General features: G+C 59.7%; 16 protein-coding genes and 2 tRNA genes. 9 read left to right on the plus strand and 9 right to left on the minus strand.

Annotated features, from left to right (window positions below; translation table 11 throughout):
- The first annotated feature begins 40 nt into the window (after positions 1–40).
- The 7 genes from prmA to C1949_RS04525 all read left to right on the plus strand — a co-directional run bounded on the left by prmA (position 41) and on the right by C1949_RS04525 (position 9688).
- A complete protein-coding gene (prmA, locus tag C1949_RS04495) occupies positions 41–919 on the plus strand; it encodes a 50S ribosomal protein L11 methyltransferase (protein ID WP_104737279.1) in 879 nt (292 codons plus the stop codon).
- A gap of 71 nt (positions 920–990) precedes the next feature.
- Positions 991–2238, plus strand: coding sequence for a DUF3426 domain-containing protein (locus C1949_RS04500; RefSeq protein ID WP_104737280.1), 1248 nt, complete (start codon positions 991–993; stop codon positions 2236–2238).
- Between the two features lie 272 nt (positions 2239–2510).
- Positions 2511–3446: a tRNA dihydrouridine synthase DusB gene (gene dusB / locus C1949_RS04505; protein ID WP_104737482.1), complete on the plus strand. Its 936-nt coding sequence runs from the start codon at positions 2511–2513 to the stop codon at positions 3444–3446.
- The gene (gene fis, locus C1949_RS04510) at positions 3443–3766 is read left to right on the plus strand and encodes a DNA-binding transcriptional regulator Fis (RefSeq protein ID WP_104737281.1); all 324 of its coding nucleotides are present in this window, start codon (positions 3443–3445) and stop codon (positions 3764–3766) included. The genes dusB and fis overlap by 4 nt, the downstream gene beginning before the upstream one ends.
- 81 nt (positions 3767–3847) lie before the next feature.
- Positions 3848–5455, plus strand: coding sequence for a bifunctional phosphoribosylaminoimidazolecarboxamide formyltransferase/IMP cyclohydrolase (purH, locus tag C1949_RS04515; protein WP_104737282.1), 1608 nt, complete (start codon positions 3848–3850; stop codon positions 5453–5455).
- Between the two features lie 91 nt (positions 5456–5546).
- Positions 5547–6827, plus strand: coding sequence for a phosphoribosylamine--glycine ligase (purD, locus tag C1949_RS04520; RefSeq protein WP_104737283.1), 1281 nt, complete (start codon positions 5547–5549; stop codon positions 6825–6827).
- A 119-nt stretch (positions 6828–6946) separates the two neighbouring features.
- On the plus strand, positions 6947–9688 hold the full coding sequence (locus tag C1949_RS04525; RefSeq protein WP_104737284.1) for a response regulator: 2742 nt from the start codon (positions 6947–6949) through the stop codon (positions 9686–9688).
- Between the two features lie 187 nt (positions 9689–9875).
- Here the strand turns inward: C1949_RS04525 and C1949_RS04530 are convergent, their stop codons facing one another.
- From C1949_RS04530 to rnr, 8 genes are all read right to left on the minus strand, one after another.
- Entirely contained in the window at positions 9876–12098 is a 2223-nt protein-coding gene (locus tag C1949_RS04530; protein WP_104737285.1) for a YgiQ family radical SAM protein, read from the minus strand.
- Positions 12099–12100: 2 nt separating this feature from the next.
- Positions 12101–13504, minus strand: a complete 1404-nt coding sequence (gene dnaB, locus C1949_RS04535; RefSeq protein WP_104737483.1) for a replicative DNA helicase — start codon at positions 13502–13504, stop codon at positions 12101–12103.
- Between the two features lie 135 nt (positions 13505–13639).
- Entirely contained in the window at positions 13640–14086 is a 447-nt protein-coding gene (gene rplI / locus C1949_RS04540) for a 50S ribosomal protein L9 (RefSeq protein WP_104737286.1), read from the minus strand.
- 18 nt (positions 14087–14104) lie between these two features.
- Positions 14105–15004 (minus strand): YybS family protein, encoded by a 900-nt coding sequence (locus C1949_RS04545; protein WP_104737287.1) that lies wholly within the window; start codon positions 15002–15004, stop codon positions 14105–14107.
- A 39-nt stretch (positions 15005–15043) separates the two neighbouring features.
- A complete protein-coding gene (gene rpsR / locus C1949_RS04550) occupies positions 15044–15274 on the minus strand; it encodes a 30S ribosomal protein S18 (RefSeq protein WP_083723771.1) in 231 nt (76 codons plus the stop codon).
- Between the two features lie 40 nt (positions 15275–15314).
- Positions 15315–15740, minus strand: coding sequence for a 30S ribosomal protein S6 (gene rpsF / locus C1949_RS04555; RefSeq protein WP_104737288.1), 426 nt, complete (start codon positions 15738–15740; stop codon positions 15315–15317).
- Positions 15741–15873: 133 nt separating this feature from the next.
- Positions 15874–16623, minus strand: a complete 750-nt coding sequence (gene rlmB / locus C1949_RS04560) for a 23S rRNA (guanosine(2251)-2'-O)-methyltransferase RlmB (protein WP_104737289.1) — start codon at positions 16621–16623, stop codon at positions 15874–15876.
- 14 nt (positions 16624–16637) lie between these two features.
- A complete protein-coding gene (gene rnr, locus C1949_RS04565) occupies positions 16638–19244 on the minus strand; it encodes a ribonuclease R (RefSeq protein WP_104737290.1) in 2607 nt (868 codons plus the stop codon).
- Positions 19245–19410: 166 nt separating this feature from the next.
- On the opposite strand from rnr, the gene C1949_RS04570 reads away from it, so the two are divergent.
- Positions 19411–19497, plus strand: a tRNA-Leu gene (locus C1949_RS04570).
- 52 nt (positions 19498–19549) lie between these two features.
- Positions 19550–19636 (plus strand) — tRNA-Leu (locus C1949_RS04575).
- Between the two features lie 136 nt (positions 19637–19772).
- On the opposite strand, the gene C1949_RS04580 is transcribed toward C1949_RS04575, so the two are convergent.
- On the minus strand, positions 19773–21062 hold the full coding sequence (locus C1949_RS04580; protein WP_104737291.1) for an adenylosuccinate synthase: 1290 nt from the start codon (positions 21060–21062) through the stop codon (positions 19773–19775).
- Positions 21063–21086 lie beyond the last annotated feature (24 nt).

The raw sequence follows: 21086 nt of genomic DNA on the forward strand, positions 1-21086 counted from the left end.
CTTGAAGCTTGCCGCTTAAAGCTGCTCCAAAGGAGCCCCTATGTCCTGGCTGCAACTGCGTCTTGCCATCACCCCTGAGCAGGCCCCCACGCTGGAAGATCAGTTACTGGAACTCGGCGCTGTGTCGGTCACCTTTATGGACGCCGAAGACCAACCCATTTTCGAGCCAGACCTTGGCACCACCCCGCTTTGGTCAAACACCCACCTGCTGGCCCTGTTCGAAGCGGACACCGACCCCGATGCCCTGCTCCAGCACCTGCGTCTGCTGTGCCAAGCCACGCTGCCGCCGCACGAGCTGGAAAAGATTGAGGACCAGGACTGGGAGCGCAGCTGGATGGACAACTTCCACCCCATGCGGTTCGGTGAACGCCTGTGGATCGTTCCTAGCTGGCACGCGGCACCGGAGCCCAACGCAGTCAACCTGTTGCTGGACCCCGGTCTGGCGTTCGGTACCGGCACCCACCCGACCACCGCACTCTGCCTGCAATGGCTGGATGCACAGCAACTGCAAGGCAAGACACTGATCGACTTCGGTTGCGGCTCCGGCATCCTCGCTATCGCCGGTCTGCTGCTGGGGGCAGAACACGCGCTCGGCACCGATATTGACATCCAGGCGCTGGAAGCCTCGCGCGACAATGCCCGACGTAACCAGATTGCCGACGAGCGATTTGATCTCTACCTGCCCGAACAGATGCCGGACGCACCGGCCGATGTACTGGTGGCGAATATCCTCGCCGGCCCGCTGGTCAGCCTGGCACCACGCCTGGCCAGCCTGGTTAAACCCGGTGGATTGCTGGCCCTGTCCGGCATCCTCGCGGAACAGACTGACGAGATACTTGAGGCCTACAACAATGACTTCGAGCTCGATCCGGTTGCCAATCAGGACGGCTGGATTCGGGTCAGCGGTCGGCGGCGGTGACAGCTCCCCCCTGATCCGGGCAGAATACGCAATCGCACGACTAATCACCGCAACAGGACAGCCGGCCATCCATGAGTGAACTGCAGGTCACCCAGTGCCCATTCTGCAAGACGCACTTCCGCCTAACTCATGAGCAGCTGCATGCTGCCGGTGGTAACGTTCGCTGCGGTGCCTGCCTGAAGGTCTTCAACGCCCTGCCGCAAGCTCCCGCGCCGAGCAAGCCGGAGCAGCCAACGCCACCAAAGCGCTCGCCGGTCAATCAGGACACCCTGCTAATCCACGACGATCTGGAACTGGATGACCTTGACCTCGAAGCGCTTGGGCTGGACGAATCGATACTGGATGAAATCAACCCGCGCCCCCAGGGTAGTCCCCCGCCAGGCGCGGATACCGATCTGGACACCAGTGACGTGCCGACTTCACTCGCCGAGACGGTCAGCACCGAGCTGTTCGCCGAGTCAGGCCTGAGCGCCCTGGACGACGAAGACCTCGATCTGGACGAGTCTTTCCGCGCCGCCCCGGCGGCCCGCGAGTTCACCCAAGCGCAGAATGCCCAGCCCCAACCGGCGCCGGCGGCCTCAGAACAACCGGAAGTCGAGCCAGAGCAGCCGCATCAGCCCTTCGCTCCGCATGCACGTTTGCTGCCCCTGCAGGATGACGACATCGACCATCCACTGATGCAGCGCGACCTACGCCGCGAGCCGAGCCTCGGCACCTCGACCACCTCTGCGGAGGACCACGAGCAGACAGATGTGCTCGAACCGGGGTTCGCCGAGAACATCCGACTGCCGGATCTGGAAGACGAGCCCCTGCACTTCGAGGCGCCGCTGAGCCGTCGTCGGGCACGGCACAACTGGCTGTGGGGGCTACTCTGCGTGCTCGCACTCGCAGGCCTGGCGGCTCAGGCCACCTACTACAACCTCGAAGCCTGGTCGCGCGACGACCGCCTGCGCCCCGCGTTGGAGAACGTGTGTCTGATAGCTGGCTGCCACCTGCCGACGCGGGTCGATATCAGCCAGATTCGCAGCAGCAATTTGCTGGTACGGCCGCACCCGGAATTCCCCAACACACTGGACATCAACCTGATCATCTACAACCGCGCCGACTACGATCAGCCGTTCCCGGTGATTCGCATGGCGTTCAGCGACAGCCGTGGCCGCACCGTGGCGACTCACGACTTCCGTCCGACCGAGTATCTGGCGGGCGAACTGGCTGGGCGCACTCTGATGCCATCGCAGACTCCGATCCATATCGCACTGAGCATGGTTGCACCAACCCAGCAAGCAACCAGCTACCAACTGGACTTCGTCGCCCCCTGAGCCTTTCGTCGGCAAGCACCGTTGCCTGTCGCACGGTGCTTTCAATTGGCCTACACTCGCTGGTCAGCTGTACAAAAAACACTCAAAACAGTCTTTAACCGGTCATGCTTTGCGGGTATTATGTGCGCCCTTTTCGCCCATCTTCACCCTGAGCCAGAGCGGACGGGACGTGGCGACCCGCTCGCCGCGCTGAAAACCGACAGTACAGGGATGGACCAGCAGTGATCAGTATCGGACCCTATCAGCTCGCCAATCGTGTGATTCTGGCCCCTATGGCCGGCGTTACCGATCAGCCCTTCCGGCAGCTATGCCGGCAACTGGGTGCCGGCTTGGTAGTCTCCGAGATGGTGACCAGCGACACCCGCCTGTGGAACAGCCGTAAATCACGCCTGCGTCTAATCCACGATGGCGAGCCAGAACCCCGCTCGGTGCAGATCGCCGGCGGCGAACCCGAGATGATGGCCGAAGCCGCCCGGATGAACGCGGCACTCGGCGCCCAAATCATCGACATCAACATGGGGTGCCCGGCAAAGAAGGTCTGCAACAAGGCCGCTGGCTCAGCGTTGCTGCGTGACGAACCGCTGGTTGCGGCCATCTGCGAGGCCGTGGTTCAGGCCGTCGATATCCCCGTTACCCTGAAAATACGAACTGGCTGGGATCCGGAAAACCGCAACGCCCTGCGCGTAGCCCGGATTGCCGAAGACAGTGGCATTCAGGCGCTTGCCGTGCATGGCCGCACCCGCTCCGAGCTATACACCGGTCACGCCGAGTACGACACCATTGCCGCCGTCAAGCAGAGCATCAATATCCCGGTGTTCGCCAACGGCGACATCACCAGCGCCGAAAAGGCCAAGCAGGTGCTCGCACATACCGGCGCCGATGCCGTGATGATCGGCCGTGCCGCTCAGGGCCGCCCCTGGATCTTCCGTGAGATTGATCATTTCCTGCGCACCGGCGAGCAATTGGCTGCCCCTGAACTGGCCGAACAGCAGCAGATTCTGCAAAGCCACCTGGACGCACTGCACGCATTCTACGGCGATGAGCACGGTGCACGCATTGCGCGTAAGCACGTCGGCTGGTACCTGCAGACGCTGCCTGGCGCCACCGAGTTTCGCCGCGAATTCAACCGCATCAATGATGCGCACCAGCAACACATCGCCATCGCGCATCACTTCGCCCGTCTGCTGGAAGGAGATCTAGCAGCATGATTTACGACACCACCCTACCTGATGGAAGCCACACCGTGAGTGACAGCAGTCAACCCACCCTCCCGCCAACCGGGATCGATGACATTCGCACCCCGAGAACACTGCGTGACAGCGTAGAAGAGGCTCTGCACAACTACTTTCAGCACCTCGAAGGCCAGGACGTCACCGACGTCTACAACATGGTGCTGTCTGAAGTCGAAGCCCCGTTGCTCGAAAGCGTGATGAACTACGTCAAAGGCAATCAGACCAGAGCCTCCGAAGTGCTGGGCCTGAACCGCGGTACGCTGCGCAAGAAACTCAAACAGTACGGATTGCTCTGAAGCTGCAAGCCAGCATTGCCTCCACTTGACGCTTGAGGCCTAGCGCCTGAAGCTGAATTTTGAACCTAGCCTGGATCCAAGATGACCGATCAAACTACCCGCCTGCCGGTACGCCGCGCACTGATCAGCGTTTCCGACAAGACTGGCATCGTCGACTTTGCCCGCGAGCTCAGCGCTCAGGGCGTTGAAATCCTCTCCACCGGCGGCACCTACAAGCTGCTCTGTGAACAGGGTATCAAGGCTGTTGAAGTAGCCGATTACACCGGCTTTCCGGAAATGATGGACGGCCGGGTCAAGACCCTGCATCCGAAAATCCACGGTGGCATTCTCGGCCGTCGCGATATCGACGGCGAGGTCATGGCGAAGCACGGCATCCAGCCGATCGATATGGTCGTGGTCAATCTCTACCCCTTCGCGGCAACCGTTGCCAAGCCCGGCTGCACCCTGCCCGATGCCATCGAGAACATCGATATTGGCGGTCCGACCATGGTTCGCAGTGCAGCGAAGAACCACAAGGACGTTGCCATCGTGGTCAATGCCTGCGACTACAGCGACATCCTTGAAGCGCTGAAAAGCGGCGGCCTGACCTACGCTCAGCGCTTCGATCTGGCCCTCAAGGCCTTCGAGCACACCGCCGCCTACGACGGCATGATCGCCAACTACCTCGGTACTATCGAGCAGACCCGCGAGACGCTGAGCACCGAAGACCGCGCCGCCTTCCCGCGCACCTTCAACAGCCAGTTTATTAAAGTGCAGGACATGCGCTACGGCGAGAATCCGCATCAGGCCGCAGCCTTCTACAAGGAAGCAGCGCCCGCCGAAGCCAGCATCGCCACCGCAACCCAGCTGCAGGGCAAGGAATTGTCCTACAACAATGTAGCCGACACCGACGCCGCGCTGGAATGCGTCAAGAGCTTCACCAAGCCAGCCTGCGTCATCGTCAAGCACGCCAACCCCTGCGGCGTTGCCGTGGTCCCGGAAGACGAAGGCGGCATCCGCAAAGCCTACGATCTGGCATGGGCCACCGACAGCGAATCCGCTTTCGGCGGTATTATCGCCTTCAACCGCGAGCTGGACGGCGCCACCGCCGCTGCCATCGTCGAGCGTCAGTTCGTTGAAGTCATCATCGCCCCGCGCATCAGCGCCGAAGCCCGCGCTGCGGTTGCCGCCAAGGCCAACGTTCGCCTGCTCGAGTGCGGCGAATGGGGCACCGAGCGCCACGCTGACTGGGACTACAAGCGTGTCAATGGCGGCCTGCTGGTACAGAGCCGCGACACCGGCATGATCACCGTAGATGACCTGAAGGTAGTCACCAAGCGTGCGCCAACCGAACAGGAAATCCACGATCTGGTGTTCGCCTGGAAGGTTGCCAAGTTCGTCAAATCCAATGCCATCGTCTACGCCAAAGGCCGCCAGACCATCGGTGTCGGCGCCGGCCAGATGAGCCGCGTCAACTCCGCCCGCATTGCCGCCATCAAAGCCGAGCATGCCGGCCTGCCGGTTGAAGGTGCCGTGATGGCGTCAGACGCCTTCTTCCCGTTCCGCGACGGCATCGACAACGCCGCCAAGGTGGGCATCAGCGCAGTTATCCAGCCTGGCGGCTCCATGCGCGATCAGGAAGTGATTGACGCAGCCGACGAAGCCGGCATTGCCATGGTCTTCACCGGCATGCGCCATTTCCGCCACTAATCCCTGAGCCGCAAGCCGCAAGCCGCAAGCAGAGCGCCCCACAGCGCCGCTTGCAGCTTGAAGCTTGAAGCTCTCTCCATAGGAGAGTTACATGAATGTACTGATTATCGGCAGCGGCGGGCGTGAGCACGCGCTGGCGTGGAAAGTGGCGCAGGATGAGCGCGTCGAGAAGGTATTTGTCGCCCCGGGTAACGCCGGCACAGCAATCGAGGCCAAGTGCGAAAATGTCGCGATCGACGTACTGGACCTGGACGCGTTGGTCGCCTTTGCCAAGGGCAACGTCGCCCTGACCATCGTCGGCCCCGAGGCTCCGCTGGTTGCCGGCGTCGTCGATCGCTTCCGCGAACATGGCCTCGCCTGTTTCGGGCCAACCGCCGGTGCCGCACAACTGGAAGGCTCCAAGGCCTTCACCAAGGACTTCCTGGCGCGTCACCAGATCCCGACCGCCGAGTACCAGAACTTCACCGAGATCGAGCCCGCCCTCGCCTACCTCCAAGAAAAGGGCGCGCCCATTGTGATCAAGGCGGACGGTCTGGCTGCGGGCAAGGGCGTGATCGTCGCGATGACCCTGGCCGAGGCCGAGGATGCCGTGCGCGACATGCTGGCTGGCAACGCCTTTGGTGAAGCCGGCTCGCGCGTGGTGATTGAGGAGTTTCTGGATGGCGAAGAAGCCAGCTTCATTGTCATGGTCGACGGTGAGCACGTCCTGCCGATGGCCACCAGCCAGGACCACAAACGTGTTGGCGACGGCGATACCGGCCCCAACACTGGCGGAATGGGCGCCTACTCGCCAGCCCCTGTGGTCACCGACGCGGTCCACCAACGGGTCATGGAACAAGTCATCTGGCCAACCGTGCGCGGCATGGCTGCCGAAGGCAACGTCTATACCGGCTTCCTGTACGCTGGTCTGATGATCGACGCTGAAGGCAACCCCAAGGTGATCGAGTTCAACTGCCGGTTTGGCGATCCTGAAACCCAGCCGATCATGCTGCGCCTGCAATCAAGCCTGGTTGCTCTGGTTGAAGCCGCCAATGCCGGCACACTCGATCAGGTAAGTGCTCAATGGGACCCACGCTGCAGTCTCGGTGTCGTGCTCGCTGCTGGCGGCTACCCTGGGGACTACGCCAAGGGCGACGTCATCAGCGGGCTGGACAAAGCCGTCAGCGACAGCGGTAAGGTATTCCATGCTGGCACAGCGTTGAAGGATGGCAACGTCACCACCAGCGGTGGTCGCGTGCTCTGCGCAACCGCCCTGGGTGAAACCGTCAGTGCCGCCCAGCAGGGTGCCTATGAGCTGGCCCGACAGATTAGCTGGAACGGAAGTTTCTTCCGCAACGACATTGGCTACCGAGCCATCGCGCGGGAGACCTGACCAAGGCACGGCCGGACACTACACTGTCCGGCCGTTGCGTTTCTGCTACCCAATCGCTGCGCTATACTGGCTCTCGCGTTGTATCAACCGGACATCCAGACCAAGGACAGGACTCACTCGTGAAGCATATCGGCTCGTTGATGCTTGCCCTGATTCTGGGCATTGCTTTCACGTTTACTACCTGGATCGATACGGTGGAAAGCGGCACACCCGCTTACCGTACCTACATCGACGCCAGCGGCGACCTGCTGCTGCAGGACATCCTCTCCAACCGTTACGCCAATCGGTTTGTACCCGCCCCTTCTTCACCCTTGAGGCTGCCCGGCAATGCGGGTGCGCTCTGGGTCGAGATTAATCTCGACAACGTCGAGAACAAGCTGCTGACGCTGGAAAACCCTGCGATCGGTCTGATTGAGGTGTATCGCCTGCAGAACGGCGAAACCAGCCAGCTCTATCGCACCGGCAGCCGACTGCCACCAGCGACCAAGCCACTGCCATTCCATGGCTTTGCCTTCCCCCTTGAAGCCAGCACCAGCACTGGCGACACGCTGATCCTGCGCCTGCAGAGCGACTACCCGCTGAGTACCCGCATCGCGCTGCTTGACGTCAAGGAGGCTTCCGCACGACACAGCATGCAGCAGACCATGCAGGGCATTCTGGTCGGTCTGATGCTGGCACTGGTTCTGCACTGCATCCTGCATGGCGTGCTCGGCCGCGATCCATTCCACCTGTTGCTCGCCGTAGCCAGCCTGCTGATGTCGGTCAGCAGCCTTAGCAACCTAAGCTGGATCGCCGAGGCCATGCCTCGCTTGCACAGCCATTCGGGAGAAATCGTCCACCTCAGCGCTTACCCGCTGCTGGCACTGCTTACCTGCTCAGTGCTCGGCGGGCCGACCCAGCGCAAGTACCGTAACGCAATCTACGCAACAGCGATTGTGACGGCGATGCTGGCAGCCAGCTGCGCGGCATTCCCATCGCTGTTCCGCCTGCTGACACATACCATTCATCTCGGTCTGCCAGCGGCAATCCTGCTGCTGATCAGTTGGCTGCGCACCCGGCAGCAGCGTCTGGATATCGCCTTCACCCTTGCTACCTGTCTGTTGCTCGGCAACGGCCTTATGGAGGCGCTGGCCGAAGAGCAACTCCCGGAAGCGTACATTGCCGAGCTGTTGTTATGGAGCGCCCTGGTTGGCTACAGCTGGAGCCTCTACCTGCGCCTGCAAAACATCATCACCCGCCGCGTGCGTGACCGGCAGGACAATGCCACTGCTCGGGCAGAGCAACGCGCCAAAGCTGAGTTTCTAGCCCGGATCAGCCACGAGATCCGGACCCCGATGAACGGGGTGCTCGGCATGAGCGAACTGCTGCTCGACACTGCGTTGTCCGCCAAGCAGCGCGATTACGTGCAAACCATTCACGGCTCCGGCAACGACCTGCTCAACCTGATCAACGAAATTCTCGATATGTCGCGGCTGGAGTCGGGCCAGCTGACGCTCGAGCGGGTTCAGTTTGACCTGCACGCACTGGTCAATGACTGTCTCGATATCTACCGCGCCCGCGCCGAAGGCCAGGGCATCGAACTGATCGGCTTTGTGCACCCCGACGTACCCCGCACCATGCAGGGCGACCCCACCCGCCTGCGCCAGATACTGATGAACCTGCTGGCCAACGCACTGCACTACACCGAGCAAGGCGAAGTGCTGCTGGTTGTTGGCCTGGATCAGAAAGATGGCAGCACACTGCTGCGCTTCGCCATCCAGGATACCGGCGCAGGGATGCCGGAGGACGCGCGCAGCAGCCTGCTCAACAGCGACTTCAAGGTTACCCGTTTCCTGGATCAGTCCGATACCGACGGCAAGTTGCCACTGGTGATTACCCGCCAGTTGATCAACATGATGAAAGGACAGCTCGGTATCAAGTACGGCAGTGACCAAGGGACTACCGTCTGGTTTACCCTCCCGGCAACCAGCCTGGACGCAAGCACTGACGCCAATACCGACGGCAACAGCCTGACCGATCGTAACGTGCTGATCGTCGACGACAACGCCACCTGCCGCAAGGTACTGCAGCAACAGACCGCCGCCTGGGGCATGCGTGCCCAGTGCGCCTCGAGTGGCCGCGAGGCACTGGCCCTGCTGCGTAGCCAGGCCAATCTTGGCAACCCGTTCGAGATTATCCTGCTCGACCAGTCAATGCCCGGCATGAGTGGCGTGGAGCTCGCTGCACGCATCAAGGACGACCCGGTCATCAACAAAGAACTGCTGATCATCATGCTGACCGGTATCAATCAAGTACCCAGCCGGGTGATCGCCCGCAATGCCGGTATTCGTCGCATTCTCAGCAAACCGGTCGCCGGCTACACCCTGCGGACCACCCTGATCGACGAATGGACACAACGCAGCACCCCTGCTCTCGACAGCAGTGACCGCGACCAGCCCAGTACCGAGCAGAGCAGCGACAACTTCAGAGTACTGATCGCCGAAGACAACGCTATCTCGACCAAGGTGATTCTGGGAATGCTGGCGAAGCTGCAGGTGTCTGCCACAGCTGTGGAAAATGGCGCCATGGCTTTGGAAGCGGTACAGCAGCAACCGTTCGACCTGGTATTGATGGACTGTGAGATGCCGGAGATGGACGGATTTACTGCCGCCGAGCGAATTCGCCAGTGGGAACAGCGCTCGGGTAGCCAGCCGGTGCCAATCATCGCCCTAACCGCCCACATTCTTCCCGAGCACCGCGAACGGGCGCGCAAGGCAGGAATGAACGGCCATATGGCCAAGCCGGTTGAGCTGAGCCAACTACGCGAGCAACTGCAGCACTGGCGTGAGCAAAAGGCCGAAAGTGACCTTAGCCTGCTCTGAGGGCGGTGCCGCTAACAGACCGCCGCTGCGGCATAGTCAGCCCACCACCGCATCCAGACTTCACTCAGCATGACGACGCCCTCCGTGTAGGGGCAGCGACTTACCGCGCTGCCTGCTATTCACTGTAGGCGTAAGCGCACGCAACGGCCATTCGAAAACCGCTATCAGCGCAATAGAACCGTCGCGTTTAGCCCCGGCGGGCCGGCTTGCGTTTACCCGGTTTGCCGGTGCCCTTGCCGGCACCGGTATCACGCGGTGGCAGCCCAGTATGCTGGGTAAGTAAGCGCCCTGCCTTTTTGCTGCCAGCCGGTGTTGAGTTTTTGCGTCGAGCGCTCTGGTAACCGGACATTGCCGGCTGGAATGCCGGAATCAACTGGTGCTTGCCGTTGCCGATCAGATCAGCGCGCCCCATATTGGTCAGCGCTTCACGCAGCAGCGGCCAGTTGTTCGGGTCGTGGTAGCGCAGGAAAGCCTTGTGCAGCCGGCGCTGACGCTCGCCCTTGACGATGCTGACGCCGTCGCTCTTGTAGGTCACCTTGCGCAACGGGTTCTTGCCCGAGTGATACATCGCCGTCGCCGTCGCCATCGGTGAGGGGTAGAACGCCTGCACCTGATCCGCGCGGAAGCCATTGCGCTTGAGCCAAAGCGCCAGATTCATCATGTCTTCGTCGGTCGTCCCCGGGTGCGCTGCGATGAAATACGGGATCAGGTACTGCTCTTTGCCCGCCTCTTTCGAGAACTTCTCGAACATCTGCTTGAACCGATCATAAGAGCCGATGCCCGGCTTCATCATCTTGGTCAGCGGGCCTTCTTCGGTGTGCTCAGGCGCAATCTTCAGGTAGCCACCCACATGATGGGTGACCAGTTCCTTGACGTATTCCGGTGATTCCACCGCCAGGTCATAGCGCAGGCCTGAAGCGATCAAAATCTTCTTCACGCCAGGCAGGTCGCGCGCCTTGCGGTACAGCGAGATCAGCGAGGAGTGATCGGTATTGAGGTTTTCACAAATGCCCGGGAAGACACAGGAGGGCTTGCGGCACGCCGCTTCGATCTCTGGGCTCTTGCAGGCAATGCGATACATATTGGCGGTCGGCCCACCCAGATCGGAAATGACCCCGGTAAAGCCGGGCACACGATCACGAATTTCTTCGATCTCGCGAATGATGGAGTCGTGCGAGCGGTTCTGGATGATGCGCCCCTCGTGCTCGGTGATCGAGCAGAAGGTGCAGCCGCCAAAACAACCGCGCATGATATTGACCGAGAAACGGATCATCTCGTACGCAGGAATACGCTGATCGCCATAAGCCGGATGCGGCACACGGGCATACGGTAGACCGAATACGTAGTCCATCTCTTCGGTGGAAAGCGGAATCGGCGGCGGGTTGAACCACACATCCCGATCGCCATGACGCTGCACCAGCGCACGGGCGTTACCCGGATTGGTTTCCAGATGCAGCACGCGGTTGGCGTGCGCATAGAGAACCGGATCGCCTTTGACCTTATCGAACGCAGGTAGACGGATCACCGTACGATCACGCTCCAGCCTGGGATGCGGCAGCAACTCCACCACCTGGACGCCGTCATCGTCGTTCTGATCCGGCCCCTTGGCTTGCTCCACCGCGCAGGCGCTGGTGTCCTGGGTGTTGATGTAGGGATTGATGATTTTGTCGATCTTGCCTGGCCGATCAATGCGAGTCGAGTCAAGCTCGAACCAGCCCTCAGGCGTGTCGCGGCGAACGAAGGCGGTACCGCGAATATCGGTAATGCTCTGAATCGGCTCGCCCCGACTCAGCCGGTGCGCAACCTCCACAATAGCCCGCTCAGCGTTGCCATAAAGCAGGATATCGGCCTTGGCATCGATCAGCAGCGAATGGCGAACCTTGTCCTGCCAATAGTCATAGTGGGCTATGCGTCGCAACGATGCTTCGATACCCCCCAGTACCACCGGCACATCCTTGAACGCTTCACGGCAGCGCTGACTGTAAACCAGGCTGGCGCGATCCGGACGTTTGCCACCACTGCCACCGGGCGTGTAGGCATCATCGGAGCGTACCTTTCGATCAGCCGTGTAGCGGTTGATCATCGAGTCCATGTTACCGGCAGCCACCCCGAAGAACAGGTTTGGCTTGCCCAGTTTCATGAAATCATCCTTGCTGTGCCAGTCCGGCTGGCTGATGATTCCGACGCGATAGCCCTGCGCCTCAAGCAGGCGACCAATAATCGCCATACCAAAAGACGGATGGTCGACATAGGCGTCGCCAGTAACAATGATCACGTCGCAGCTGTCCCAGCCGAGCAGATCCATCTCTTCCCTGCTCATTGGCAGGAAGGGGGCCGGGCCAAAACACTCGGCCCAGTAACGCGGATAGTCGAACAGTTGCTGCTTCGCAACCGGGATGCTGACCGCCATGCTTACTCCTCCCCGTAGCCGGAATAGGAACCGGGTGCGAGGTTTTCAAAACGGGTGTATTTGCCCAGAAACGCCATCCGTGCCGTACCAATGGGACCGTTACGCTGCTTGCCGATAATCAGCTCAGCCATACCCTTGTCCTGGGTATCGGGGTGATAGACCTCATCACGATAGACGAACATGATGACGTCGGCGTCCTGCTCGATCGCACCAGACTCACGCAAGTCGGAGTTGATCGGACGTTTGTTGGGCCGCTGTTCAAGTGAGCGGTTGAGCTGCGACAGGGCGATCACCGGCACGTTGAACTCTTTGGCGAGCGCCTTGAGCGAGCGGGAGATTTCGGAAATCTCGTTGGTCCGGTTCTCGGAACTGGCGCCACCGATGCGCATCAGCTGCAGGTAATCGATCATGATCATCGCCAGATCGCCGTGTTCGCGGACAATACGACGGGCACGGGTACGCATCTCCATCGGTGACAGGCCGGCAGTATCATCAATAAATAGCTTGCGGTCGTTCAGCATGTTGACGGCAGAGGTCAACCGCGGCCAATCCTCGTCGTCTAAACGCCCTGAGCGCACCTTGGTCTGGTCGATACGCCCCAGCGACGACAACATACGCATGATCAGTGACTCACCTGGCATCTCCAGGGAGAACACCAGCACCGCCTTGTCGCTGCGCATGACTGCGTTCTCGACCAGGTTCATCGCGAACGTGGTCTTACCCATCGATGGACGACCCGCAACGATAATCAAGTCAGCCGGCTGCAGGCCCGACGTCATGTTGTCGAGTTCGGTAAAGCCCGTTGAGAGTCCAGTGATCGAGCCCTCGCTGTTAAACAGGGTATCGATACGGTCAATTGCCTTGGTCAACAGCGTGTTGACGCCCTCTGGTCCGCCGGTCTTGGGGCGGCTCTCGGCAATCGAGAAAATCTTGCGCTCGGCTTCGTCGAGCACTTCGGTGGCCTGCATCCCCTTGGGGTTGAAGGCGGTGTCGGCAATCTCCGTACTGACACTGATCAGTTGGCGCAGCGTGGAGCGCTCGCGAATGATCTGTGCATAGGCGCTGATGTTGGCTACCGAGGGCGTATTCTTGGCCAGTTGACCGAGGTAGGCGAGCCCGCCAACCTGATCGATCAACCCCTCCTTGTCGAGATCCTCTGCCAGCGTAACGACGTCGAATGGCTGGTTGCGTGACGCCAGTCGTACCAGCGCCTTAAAGATCATCCGGTGGTCGTGCCGATAGAAATCACTTTCGCTGAGCAGCTCAGCGACCCGCTCCCACGCCATGTTATCCAGCATGACGCCACCAAGCACGGCCTGCTCAGCCTCGATGGAGTGCGGCGGAACCTTCAATGCTGCGGTCTGCAGATCGAGTTCAGGGTGTTCGGTATACAGGGTTTCAGTCATGAACAGGTGCTCGAAACGGCTGGTACAGAAATGCAACACGGCGCCTGTCCGGAGACAGGCGCCGTGTGACAAGTCTAACGATAATGCCTCGGCAAATCACCCGCCGAAGGCGGGGGTTGCCAAGGCAGACCGTTATCAGCCGGCTACAACAACCAGCTTGACGGTGGCGTCAACGTCGGTGTGCAGCTGCACAACAACATCGAACTCACCGACATTGCGCAGAGCGCCGTCGGGCAGACGAACTTCGCTCTTCTCGATGGCAACGCCAGCTGCGGTAACAGCATCGGCGATGTCGCGAGTACCGATAGAACCGAACAGCTTGCCCTCTTCGCCAGCGTTAGCAGCGATGGTAACAGTCAGTTCAGCCAGTTGAGCAGCGCGGGCGTCAGCCTCGGCCTTCTTCTCGGCAGCCAGTTTTTCCAGTTCGGCGCGGCGAGCTTCGAACGCAGCAACGTTGTCAGCTGTGGCCGGAGTAGCCTTGCCGAAAGGCAGCAGGAAATTGCGAGCGTAACCAGCCTTTACAGCAACCTTGTCGCCCAGGTTACCCAGGTTCGCGATCTTTTCGAGCAGGATAACTTCCATTGCGATGACCTCTTTAATTCAACCTTGACCGTTTGAGTCATCGTTTCCACCGGGGCCAGAAACCGGCTGCAGGCGGGAACGGAAATCAAACAGACTATCAATAAACGCCAAAAACATGATCAGGGGGTACAGCACTTGCCAGACAAAAATCAGCGCGACGTACATCACGACCAACGGACCGATGCCGAGCCGCTTGATACCGACCACGCCATGTACCAGCGCCAGACCGGCAAACAACAACGGTACAGTGGCAATCGGAGCCAACATGGCCAGTGAGTCAATCTGGGGGCCGACAAACACCAGCACCACCAGCGCGATACTCATCCACGGCGCCAAACGCAAACGGTGAAACTCACTGCGAAACCCGCCAGGGTTGAACAACCGAGCCTGCCAGGCACGCGCGAGAATCAAGCACACCAGCGTCATGGCTGCATGGGTTGCCCCCATCAGGCCTGCCAGCAGCGGCACCATCAGTGCCTGCAGGCGGGCCAGTGCAGCCTCGTCCACGTCCGCGCTCAACTCAGTCAGCATTTGCGGCAATGCAGATTTAATCTGCTCTGCCACCTCTTGCAACGGGCACTGCAGGGTAGCCAGTAGCACCATTGCAAACACCAGTCCGAGCGGCGCAGCCGCCATCGTCACCAGCGACCACTCACTACGTTGACGCAACAGCAGCGCCAATGCCGAACAGCCCAACAACACCATCAGCGGTGTGGGGTCACCCAGCAGCGCCCAGGCAACTGCAGGCAAGGAAGCCCACACCAGCACTGGAAAACCTTCCGACCACCCCCGGCGCAACAGCACAAGAGCCATTGCTACCGCGCCAAACCAGAACAGCATGGGCACTGCGATCGACAAACCCACCACGAGAGTGGCTTGTCTACGACCGCGCAAGATGAACTCAGCCAGCCCCTGCATGCCTATTCGGCTTCCTGATCAATTACTTTTGGCTACCAATTAACGACCGTGGCCGTCGGTGTAAGGCAGCAGAGCCAGGTAGCGGGCGCGCTTGATAGCGACAGCCAGCTGACGCTGGTACTTAGCCTTGGTACCGGTAATACGGCTCGGGACAATCTTGCCGGTCTCGGTAACGTAGGCCTTCAGAGTGTTGAGATCTTTGTAATCGATCTCTTTAACGCCTTCAGCGGTAAAACGGCAGAACTTTCTGCGACGGAAAAAACGTGCCATGGCAGCGTCTCCTTAATTCTGGAATGGGAACTGAAAAAACTTACTCGTCGTCACCGTTGTCATCGGTGTCATTGCTGTCAGCGTTGTCGCTGGAGTCATTGTCATCGTTGCGCTCGCGACGCTCGCGACGCTCACCACGACCACTCTCTTCAGCCTTGAGCATGTCGGACTGTTCAGTAACGGCTTCGTCACGGCGGATGACCATGTTACGAATCACGGCATCGTTGTAACGGAAGTTTTCAGTCAGCTCTTCCAGTGCTTTGGCGCTGCACTCAACATTCATCATGATGTAGTGCGCTTTGTGAACCTTGTCGATCGGGTAAGCCAGTTGACGGCGGCCCCAATCTTCCAGACGGTGCAGTTTGCCGCCGTCTTCTTCGATCAGCTTGGTGTAACGCTCAACCATCGCGTTAACCTGCTCGCTCTGGTCCGGGTGAACCAGAAATACGATTTCGTAATGACGCATACAAGCTCCTTACGGGTTATAGCCAGCTGCCCAAACAGTCTGGCAAGGAGTGGAACATAGGGTTTGGGGCGGCCATTCTAGTGAACGGCCGCCCGGCTTGCAAGGAAAATGCCGGGAAAGGGAAAGATCGCGCTCAACGCGCACTTGTCGTGCGCTGCCTTACCGCTTCAAACAGGCACACACCAGCGGCGACCGAGACATTGAGACTGCTGACACTGCCAGCCATCGGCAGCTTGACCAGATAATCGCAGTGTTCGCGGGTCAGGCGGCGCATGCCTACACCCTCCGCCCCCATGACGATTACCGACGGCACCTTGAAGTCGACATCATAAATCAGCTGCTCTGCCTCACCTGCGGTACCCGTAACCCACAAGCCACGCTGCTGCAACTGCTTGAGAGTACGACTCAGGTTGGTCACCGCAACCAGTGGCACGGTTTCTGCCGCACCACATGCCACCTTGCGCACAGTCGGATTAAGACTGGCCGAACGGTCACGCGGCACAACGACCGCGTGAGCCCCGGCGGCATCCGCACTGCGCAGACACGCCCCCAGGTTATGCGGATCAGTGACGCCGTCGAGCACCAACAGCAGGGGCGGCACCTCCAGACGATCAAGCAGATGACCAAGCATTTCTTCCGACCAGAGCTGGCTGGGAGCCACTTCAGCAACCACACCCTGGTGAACGCCATCAGCCTGAGCATCAAGCTCATCACCCGCCACGCGAACGACAGCCAGCCCCGCCTGTTCAGCCTGCGCCAACAGCCCCTGCAGGCGCTCGTTCAAACGACCACTTTGCACCAATAGGCGCTTAACGCGCTTGGGGTGACGCTCGATCAACGCCTGTACGGCGTGAACACCAAATACTCGCTCCAGATCACTCATGTACAGCTCTCAACCTATCGCGCCTTGCGCTTGCGCGGGCCGCGGTTCGCACTGGCGTCCGCCGGTGCCGCCTTTTTCCCGCCACTCTTGCTGCCACCAGAGGGCTTGCTTGATCTGGACGTCTTGTCTCGAGACACTGCGGGTGATTTACCCGCAGATCCATCAGAGCGCCCCTTGCGATTGGACTTGCCACTGGAGCCAGTCTCACCAGCCGCTCGGCGGGCATCAGCCAGCAGCTTTTCACGCATGGCGCGACTCGCCGACACCTGGCGCTCGGCTGCGGGTTGCGGCTTGTCCTGAGCCATCTCGAAGTCGATCTTGCGGTCATCCAGATCAACCCGTGCCACTTGCACCCGAACCGAATCACCCAGCCGGAACCGACGACCGGAGCGCTCTCCAATCAACGAATGATGCACCGCATCGAACTCGTAATAGTCAGCCGGCAACGCCGTGATATGCAGCAGCCCTTCTACATAAATGTCGGTCAGCTCGATAAACAACCCGAACCCGGTGACCGCCGTTACCAGCCCATCGAAGCTCTCACCCACACGGTCCTGCATAAACTCGCACTTGAGCCAGCTGACGACATCACGCGTCGCCTCATCCGCGCGCCGCTCATTCTGCGAGCACTGCTCGCCCAACTCCGTCAGACGCTGATGATCGTAGGGGTAGATCTTGGCCTTGGGAATGACGCCCGCACCGGCGCGACGAACACGATCCGTATTGCGACGCGAACGAATCACACTGCGAATGGCGCGATGCACCAGCAGATCGGGGTAACGGCGAATCGGCGAGGTGAAATGGGTATACGCCTCGTAGTTCAGACCAAAGTGTCCCGCATTGTCAGGACTGTAGACCGCCTGACTGAGCGAGCGCAGCATGACAGTCTGAATCAGCTGGGCGTCGGGACGCCCCTGCACCCGAGCCAGCACCGCGGCATAATCTTCCGGCGTGGGGTCACCTTTCTTGCGGGTCAGACTTAGCCCCAGCGAATTAAGGAACTCGCGCAGGCGCTCAATCTTCTCTGCCTGCGGACTATCGTGCACACGATAAAGCCCGGGCAGCTCCAACTCCTGCAGAAAACGCGCCGTCGCCACGTTGGCGCACAGCATGCATTCCTCGACGATCTTATGCGCATCGTTACGCGTCGTCGGCTTGATCTCGACGATCTTGCGATCATCACCGAACACCATCCGGGTCTCGGTAGTCTCGAAATCGATGGCACCGCGCCCCTGACGCGCCTTGGCCAGCGCCTTGTAAAGCTCGTACAGGTTTTCCAGATGGGCAACGACCTCGGAATACTCGTCACGCAAAGCCTTACCTTCGCGACTGCGCGGGTGCTCGAGCATGCTCGATACCTTGTTGTAGGTCAGCCGCGCATGGGAATGAATCACCGCCTCGTAAAACTCGAAATCGGTCAGCTCGCCACTTTTGGATACGGTCATTTCACAGACCATTGCCAGCCGATCCACGTGCGGGTTCAGAGAACACAGGCCGTTGGACAGCTCCTCCGGCAACATCGGAATAACCTGACTGGGGAAGTACACAGAGGTGCCACGCAGCTCAGCCTCTTCATCCAGCGCAGAGCCCAGCGGCACATAGTGGGACACGTCCGCGATGGCAACATAAAGCTTCCAGCCGCCCGAGAACAGGCGCCAGCCACTGGCCTTGTGTGGCTCACAATAAATCGCATCATCGAAGTCGCGAGCATCCTCACCGTCGATGGTCACCAGTGGCAGGTGACGCAGATCGACGCGCTTCTGCTTGTCCTTTTCGACTACGTGATCCTTCAGCTTGGCGGCCTCTTTGAGCACTGCCTCAGGCCACTCGCTGGGGATGTCGTAGCTACGCAGAGCGACTTCAATTTCCATACCGGGCGCCATATAGTCACCAACAACTTCGATGACCTCACCCTGGGCCTGACGACTCATAGTCGGCCACTGAGTGATGCGCACTTCGGCGTACTGACCGTGCTTTACGCCACCTTTGGCAGACGGCGCGATCAGTACGTCCTGATTGATACGGGCATTGTCGGCGACGACATAGCCGATGCCATTTTCCTCATAATAACGACCGACAAGAATATCGTGCGCACGGGAAATAACCTCAACCACCGCACCTTCATTGCGGCCGCGGCGGTCGACACCGGTAATCCGGGCCAGAGCTCTATCGCCATCAAACACCAGGCGCATCTGCGACGGGCCAAGGAAAATGTCGCCGCTGTTGTCGTCAGGGATCAGAAAGCCAAAGCCATCACGATGACCCTGAATGCGTCCTGGGATCAGATCAAGCTTGTCGACTGGAGCGTAGGCACCTCGGCGGGTGTAGATTACCTGACCATCGCGTTCCATCGCGCGCAAGCGGCGGCGTAACGCCTCTACGCTTTCTTCGTCGGACAATCCAAACTCTTGCTGCAGCTGAGCACGGGTAGCCGGTGCGCCGCGCGACTCGAGCAGATGCAGGATCAGTTCGCGACTGGGAATGGGGTTGTCATACTTTTCGGCTTCGCGCCGAGCTTCCGGGTCGAGGTGACTCCAGTCCTTGGTCAAATCGAGATCGGGGGAAGCGTTTGAGGTGGTCGACCGAGAGGTCGAACCGGGGGATTTCGTCTTTTTCGTCATAGGGCCCTATTGAACCGAAAATGAAGCCTGCATGCACCTGTTTAAAAAAATAATTTTTCCATGCCGGGGGTTTACAAGTGCGCCGGGACTATCTAAGATTCGCGCCGTCAACAGGAAACAGCTAACGCAACGAACCATAGTTCAGCATAGCAGCTTCAGGTTACATGCCCAGGTGGTGAAATTGGTAGACACGCTAGCTTCAGGTGCTAGTGGCCTTACGGCCGTGGAAGTTCGAGTCTTCTCCTGGGCACCAATTCAGAAAGAACCGAGATCTGTTACTCGATTTTTTCAGCAGTAAAGAAATCGCCCAGGTGGTGAAATTGGTAGACACGCTAGCTTCAGGTGCTAGTGGCCTTACGGCCGTGGAAGTTCGAGTCTTCTCCTGGGCACCAATTTCGTAAAAAACCGAGCCATGTGCTCGGTTTTTTTATGCCTTAAATATACCCCACCTCTCCCAGCGCCAGCCCCTGCCCGACCAGACATAAAAAAAGCGCCCCAAAGGGCGCTTCTTTAAAAACCGCTACCGCGTCAGAACACCTGACGCAGAATAACGGTTTCATTACGGTCCGGGCCGGTCGAAATGATATCGATCGGCGCACCAACCAGCTCTTCGATTCGCGCGATATAAGCACGAGCCGCCGCCGGCAAACCCTCAACAGTCTTGATACCCAGCGTGGACTCGTGCCAGCCCGGCATATCCTCGTAGACCGGCTCCAGACCAATATAGCTATCAGCATCAGTCGGCGCATCGAGCACATCGCCAGCAGCATTACGATAACCGACACAGATGCGAATAACATCCAGACCATCAAGCACGTCCAGCTTGGTCAGGCACAACCCGCTAATACTGTTAATCTCGATAGCGCGACGCAGGATGACAGCATCGAACCAGCCGCAACGGCGCGCCCGCCCAGTGGTCGAACCAAACTCGTGACCACGCTCGGCAAGACGGCTACCCACATCATCGAACAACTCGGTCGGGAACGGACCAGAACCTACCCGCGTGGTGTAGGCCTTGGTAATACCCAGCACGTAGTCCAGGTACAGCGGGCCAAAACCCGACCCGGTGGCCGTACCACCAGCAGTAGTGTTGGAGCTGGTAACGAAAGGATAGGTACCGTGGTCGATATCCAGCAGCGAACCCTGGGCGCCTTCGAACATGATATTCGCACCTTCGCGACGCAGTTCGTGCAGACGCGCAGTGACATCAGTCATCAGCGGCGCCAACCACTCGGCATAAACCATCGCCTCATCCAGCGTTTTCTGGAAGTCGATCGGATCAACCTTGTAGTAGTGCTGCAACGCGAAGTTATGATAATCCAGCACCTCGCCGAGCTTGGCAGCAAAACGCTCGCGATGGAACAAGTCCGCAACGCGCAATCCTCGACGGGAAACCTTATCCTCGTAGGCCGGACCAATGCCACGACCAGTAGTGCCAATCTTGGCTTCGCCACGCGCCTTTTCACGCGCCTGATCCAGTGCAACGTGATACGGCAGGATCAGCGGACAGGCCGGACTGATGCGCAGACGCTCACGAACCGGAACACCCTTGGCTTCCAGCTCGGTCAGCTCTTTCAGTAGCGCCTCCGGTGACAGCACTACGCCGTTACCGATAAAGCACTGGACGTTGTCACGCAGAATCCCGGAAGGAATCAGGTGCAGCACAGTCTTCTCGCCGTCGATGACCAGCGTATGCCCCGCGTTATGACCGCCCTGATAACGAACGACCGCAGCAACCTGATCAGTCAGCAGATCGACGATCTTGCCCTTACCCTCATCGCCCCACTGGGTCCCCAGGATGACAACATTCTTACCCATGTTCAGCCCATGCCTCGCTAGAAA

It is taken from the genome of Halopseudomonas oceani (assembly GCF_002903165.1).
GTDB lineage: Bacteria > Pseudomonadota > Gammaproteobacteria > Pseudomonadales > Pseudomonadaceae > Halopseudomonas > Halopseudomonas oceani.

What these genes read in the sequence shown, in the direction of transcription:
- purD (WP_104737283.1), top strand. Translation starts at nt 5,547, where the DNA reads ATGAATGTACTGATTATCGGCAGCGGCGGGCGTGAGCACGCGCTGGCG.
- rnr (WP_104737290.1), bottom strand. Translation starts at nt 19,244, where the DNA reads ATGACGAAAAAGACGAAATCCCCCGGTTCGACCTCTCGGTCGACCACC.
- C1949_RS04530 (WP_104737285.1), bottom strand. Translation starts at nt 12,098, where the DNA reads ATGGCGGTCAGCATCCCGGTTGCGAAGCAGCAACTGTTCGACTATCCG.
- prmA (WP_104737279.1), top strand. Translation starts at nt 41, where the DNA reads ATGTCCTGGCTGCAACTGCGTCTTGCCATCACCCCTGAGCAGGCCCCC.
- purH (WP_104737282.1), top strand. Translation starts at nt 3,848, where the DNA reads ATGACCGATCAAACTACCCGCCTGCCGGTACGCCGCGCACTGATCAGC.
- C1949_RS04500 (WP_104737280.1), top strand. Translation starts at nt 991, where the DNA reads ATGAGTGAACTGCAGGTCACCCAGTGCCCATTCTGCAAGACGCACTTC.
- rpsF (WP_104737288.1), bottom strand. Translation starts at nt 15,740, where the DNA reads ATGCGTCATTACGAAATCGTATTTCTGGTTCACCCGGACCAGAGCGAG.
- C1949_RS04545 (WP_104737287.1), bottom strand. Translation starts at nt 15,004, where the DNA reads ATGCAGGGGCTGGCTGAGTTCATCTTGCGCGGTCGTAGACAAGCCACT.
- rpsR (WP_083723771.1), bottom strand. Translation starts at nt 15,274, where the DNA reads ATGGCACGTTTTTTCCGTCGCAGAAAGTTCTGCCGTTTTACCGCTGAA.
- rlmB (WP_104737289.1), bottom strand. Translation starts at nt 16,623, where the DNA reads ATGAGTGATCTGGAGCGAGTATTTGGTGTTCACGCCGTACAGGCGTTG.
- dnaB (WP_104737483.1), bottom strand. Translation starts at nt 13,504, where the DNA reads ATGACTGAAACCCTGTATACCGAACACCCTGAACTCGATCTGCAGACC.
- fis (WP_104737281.1), top strand. Translation starts at nt 3,443, where the DNA reads ATGATTTACGACACCACCCTACCTGATGGAAGCCACACCGTGAGTGAC.
- C1949_RS04580 (WP_104737291.1), bottom strand. Translation starts at nt 21,062, where the DNA reads ATGGGTAAGAATGTTGTCATCCTGGGGACCCAGTGGGGCGATGAGGGT.
- rplI (WP_104737286.1), bottom strand. Translation starts at nt 14,086, where the DNA reads ATGGAAGTTATCCTGCTCGAAAAGATCGCGAACCTGGGTAACCTGGGC.
- dusB (WP_104737482.1), top strand. Translation starts at nt 2,511, where the DNA reads ATGGCCGGCGTTACCGATCAGCCCTTCCGGCAGCTATGCCGGCAACTG.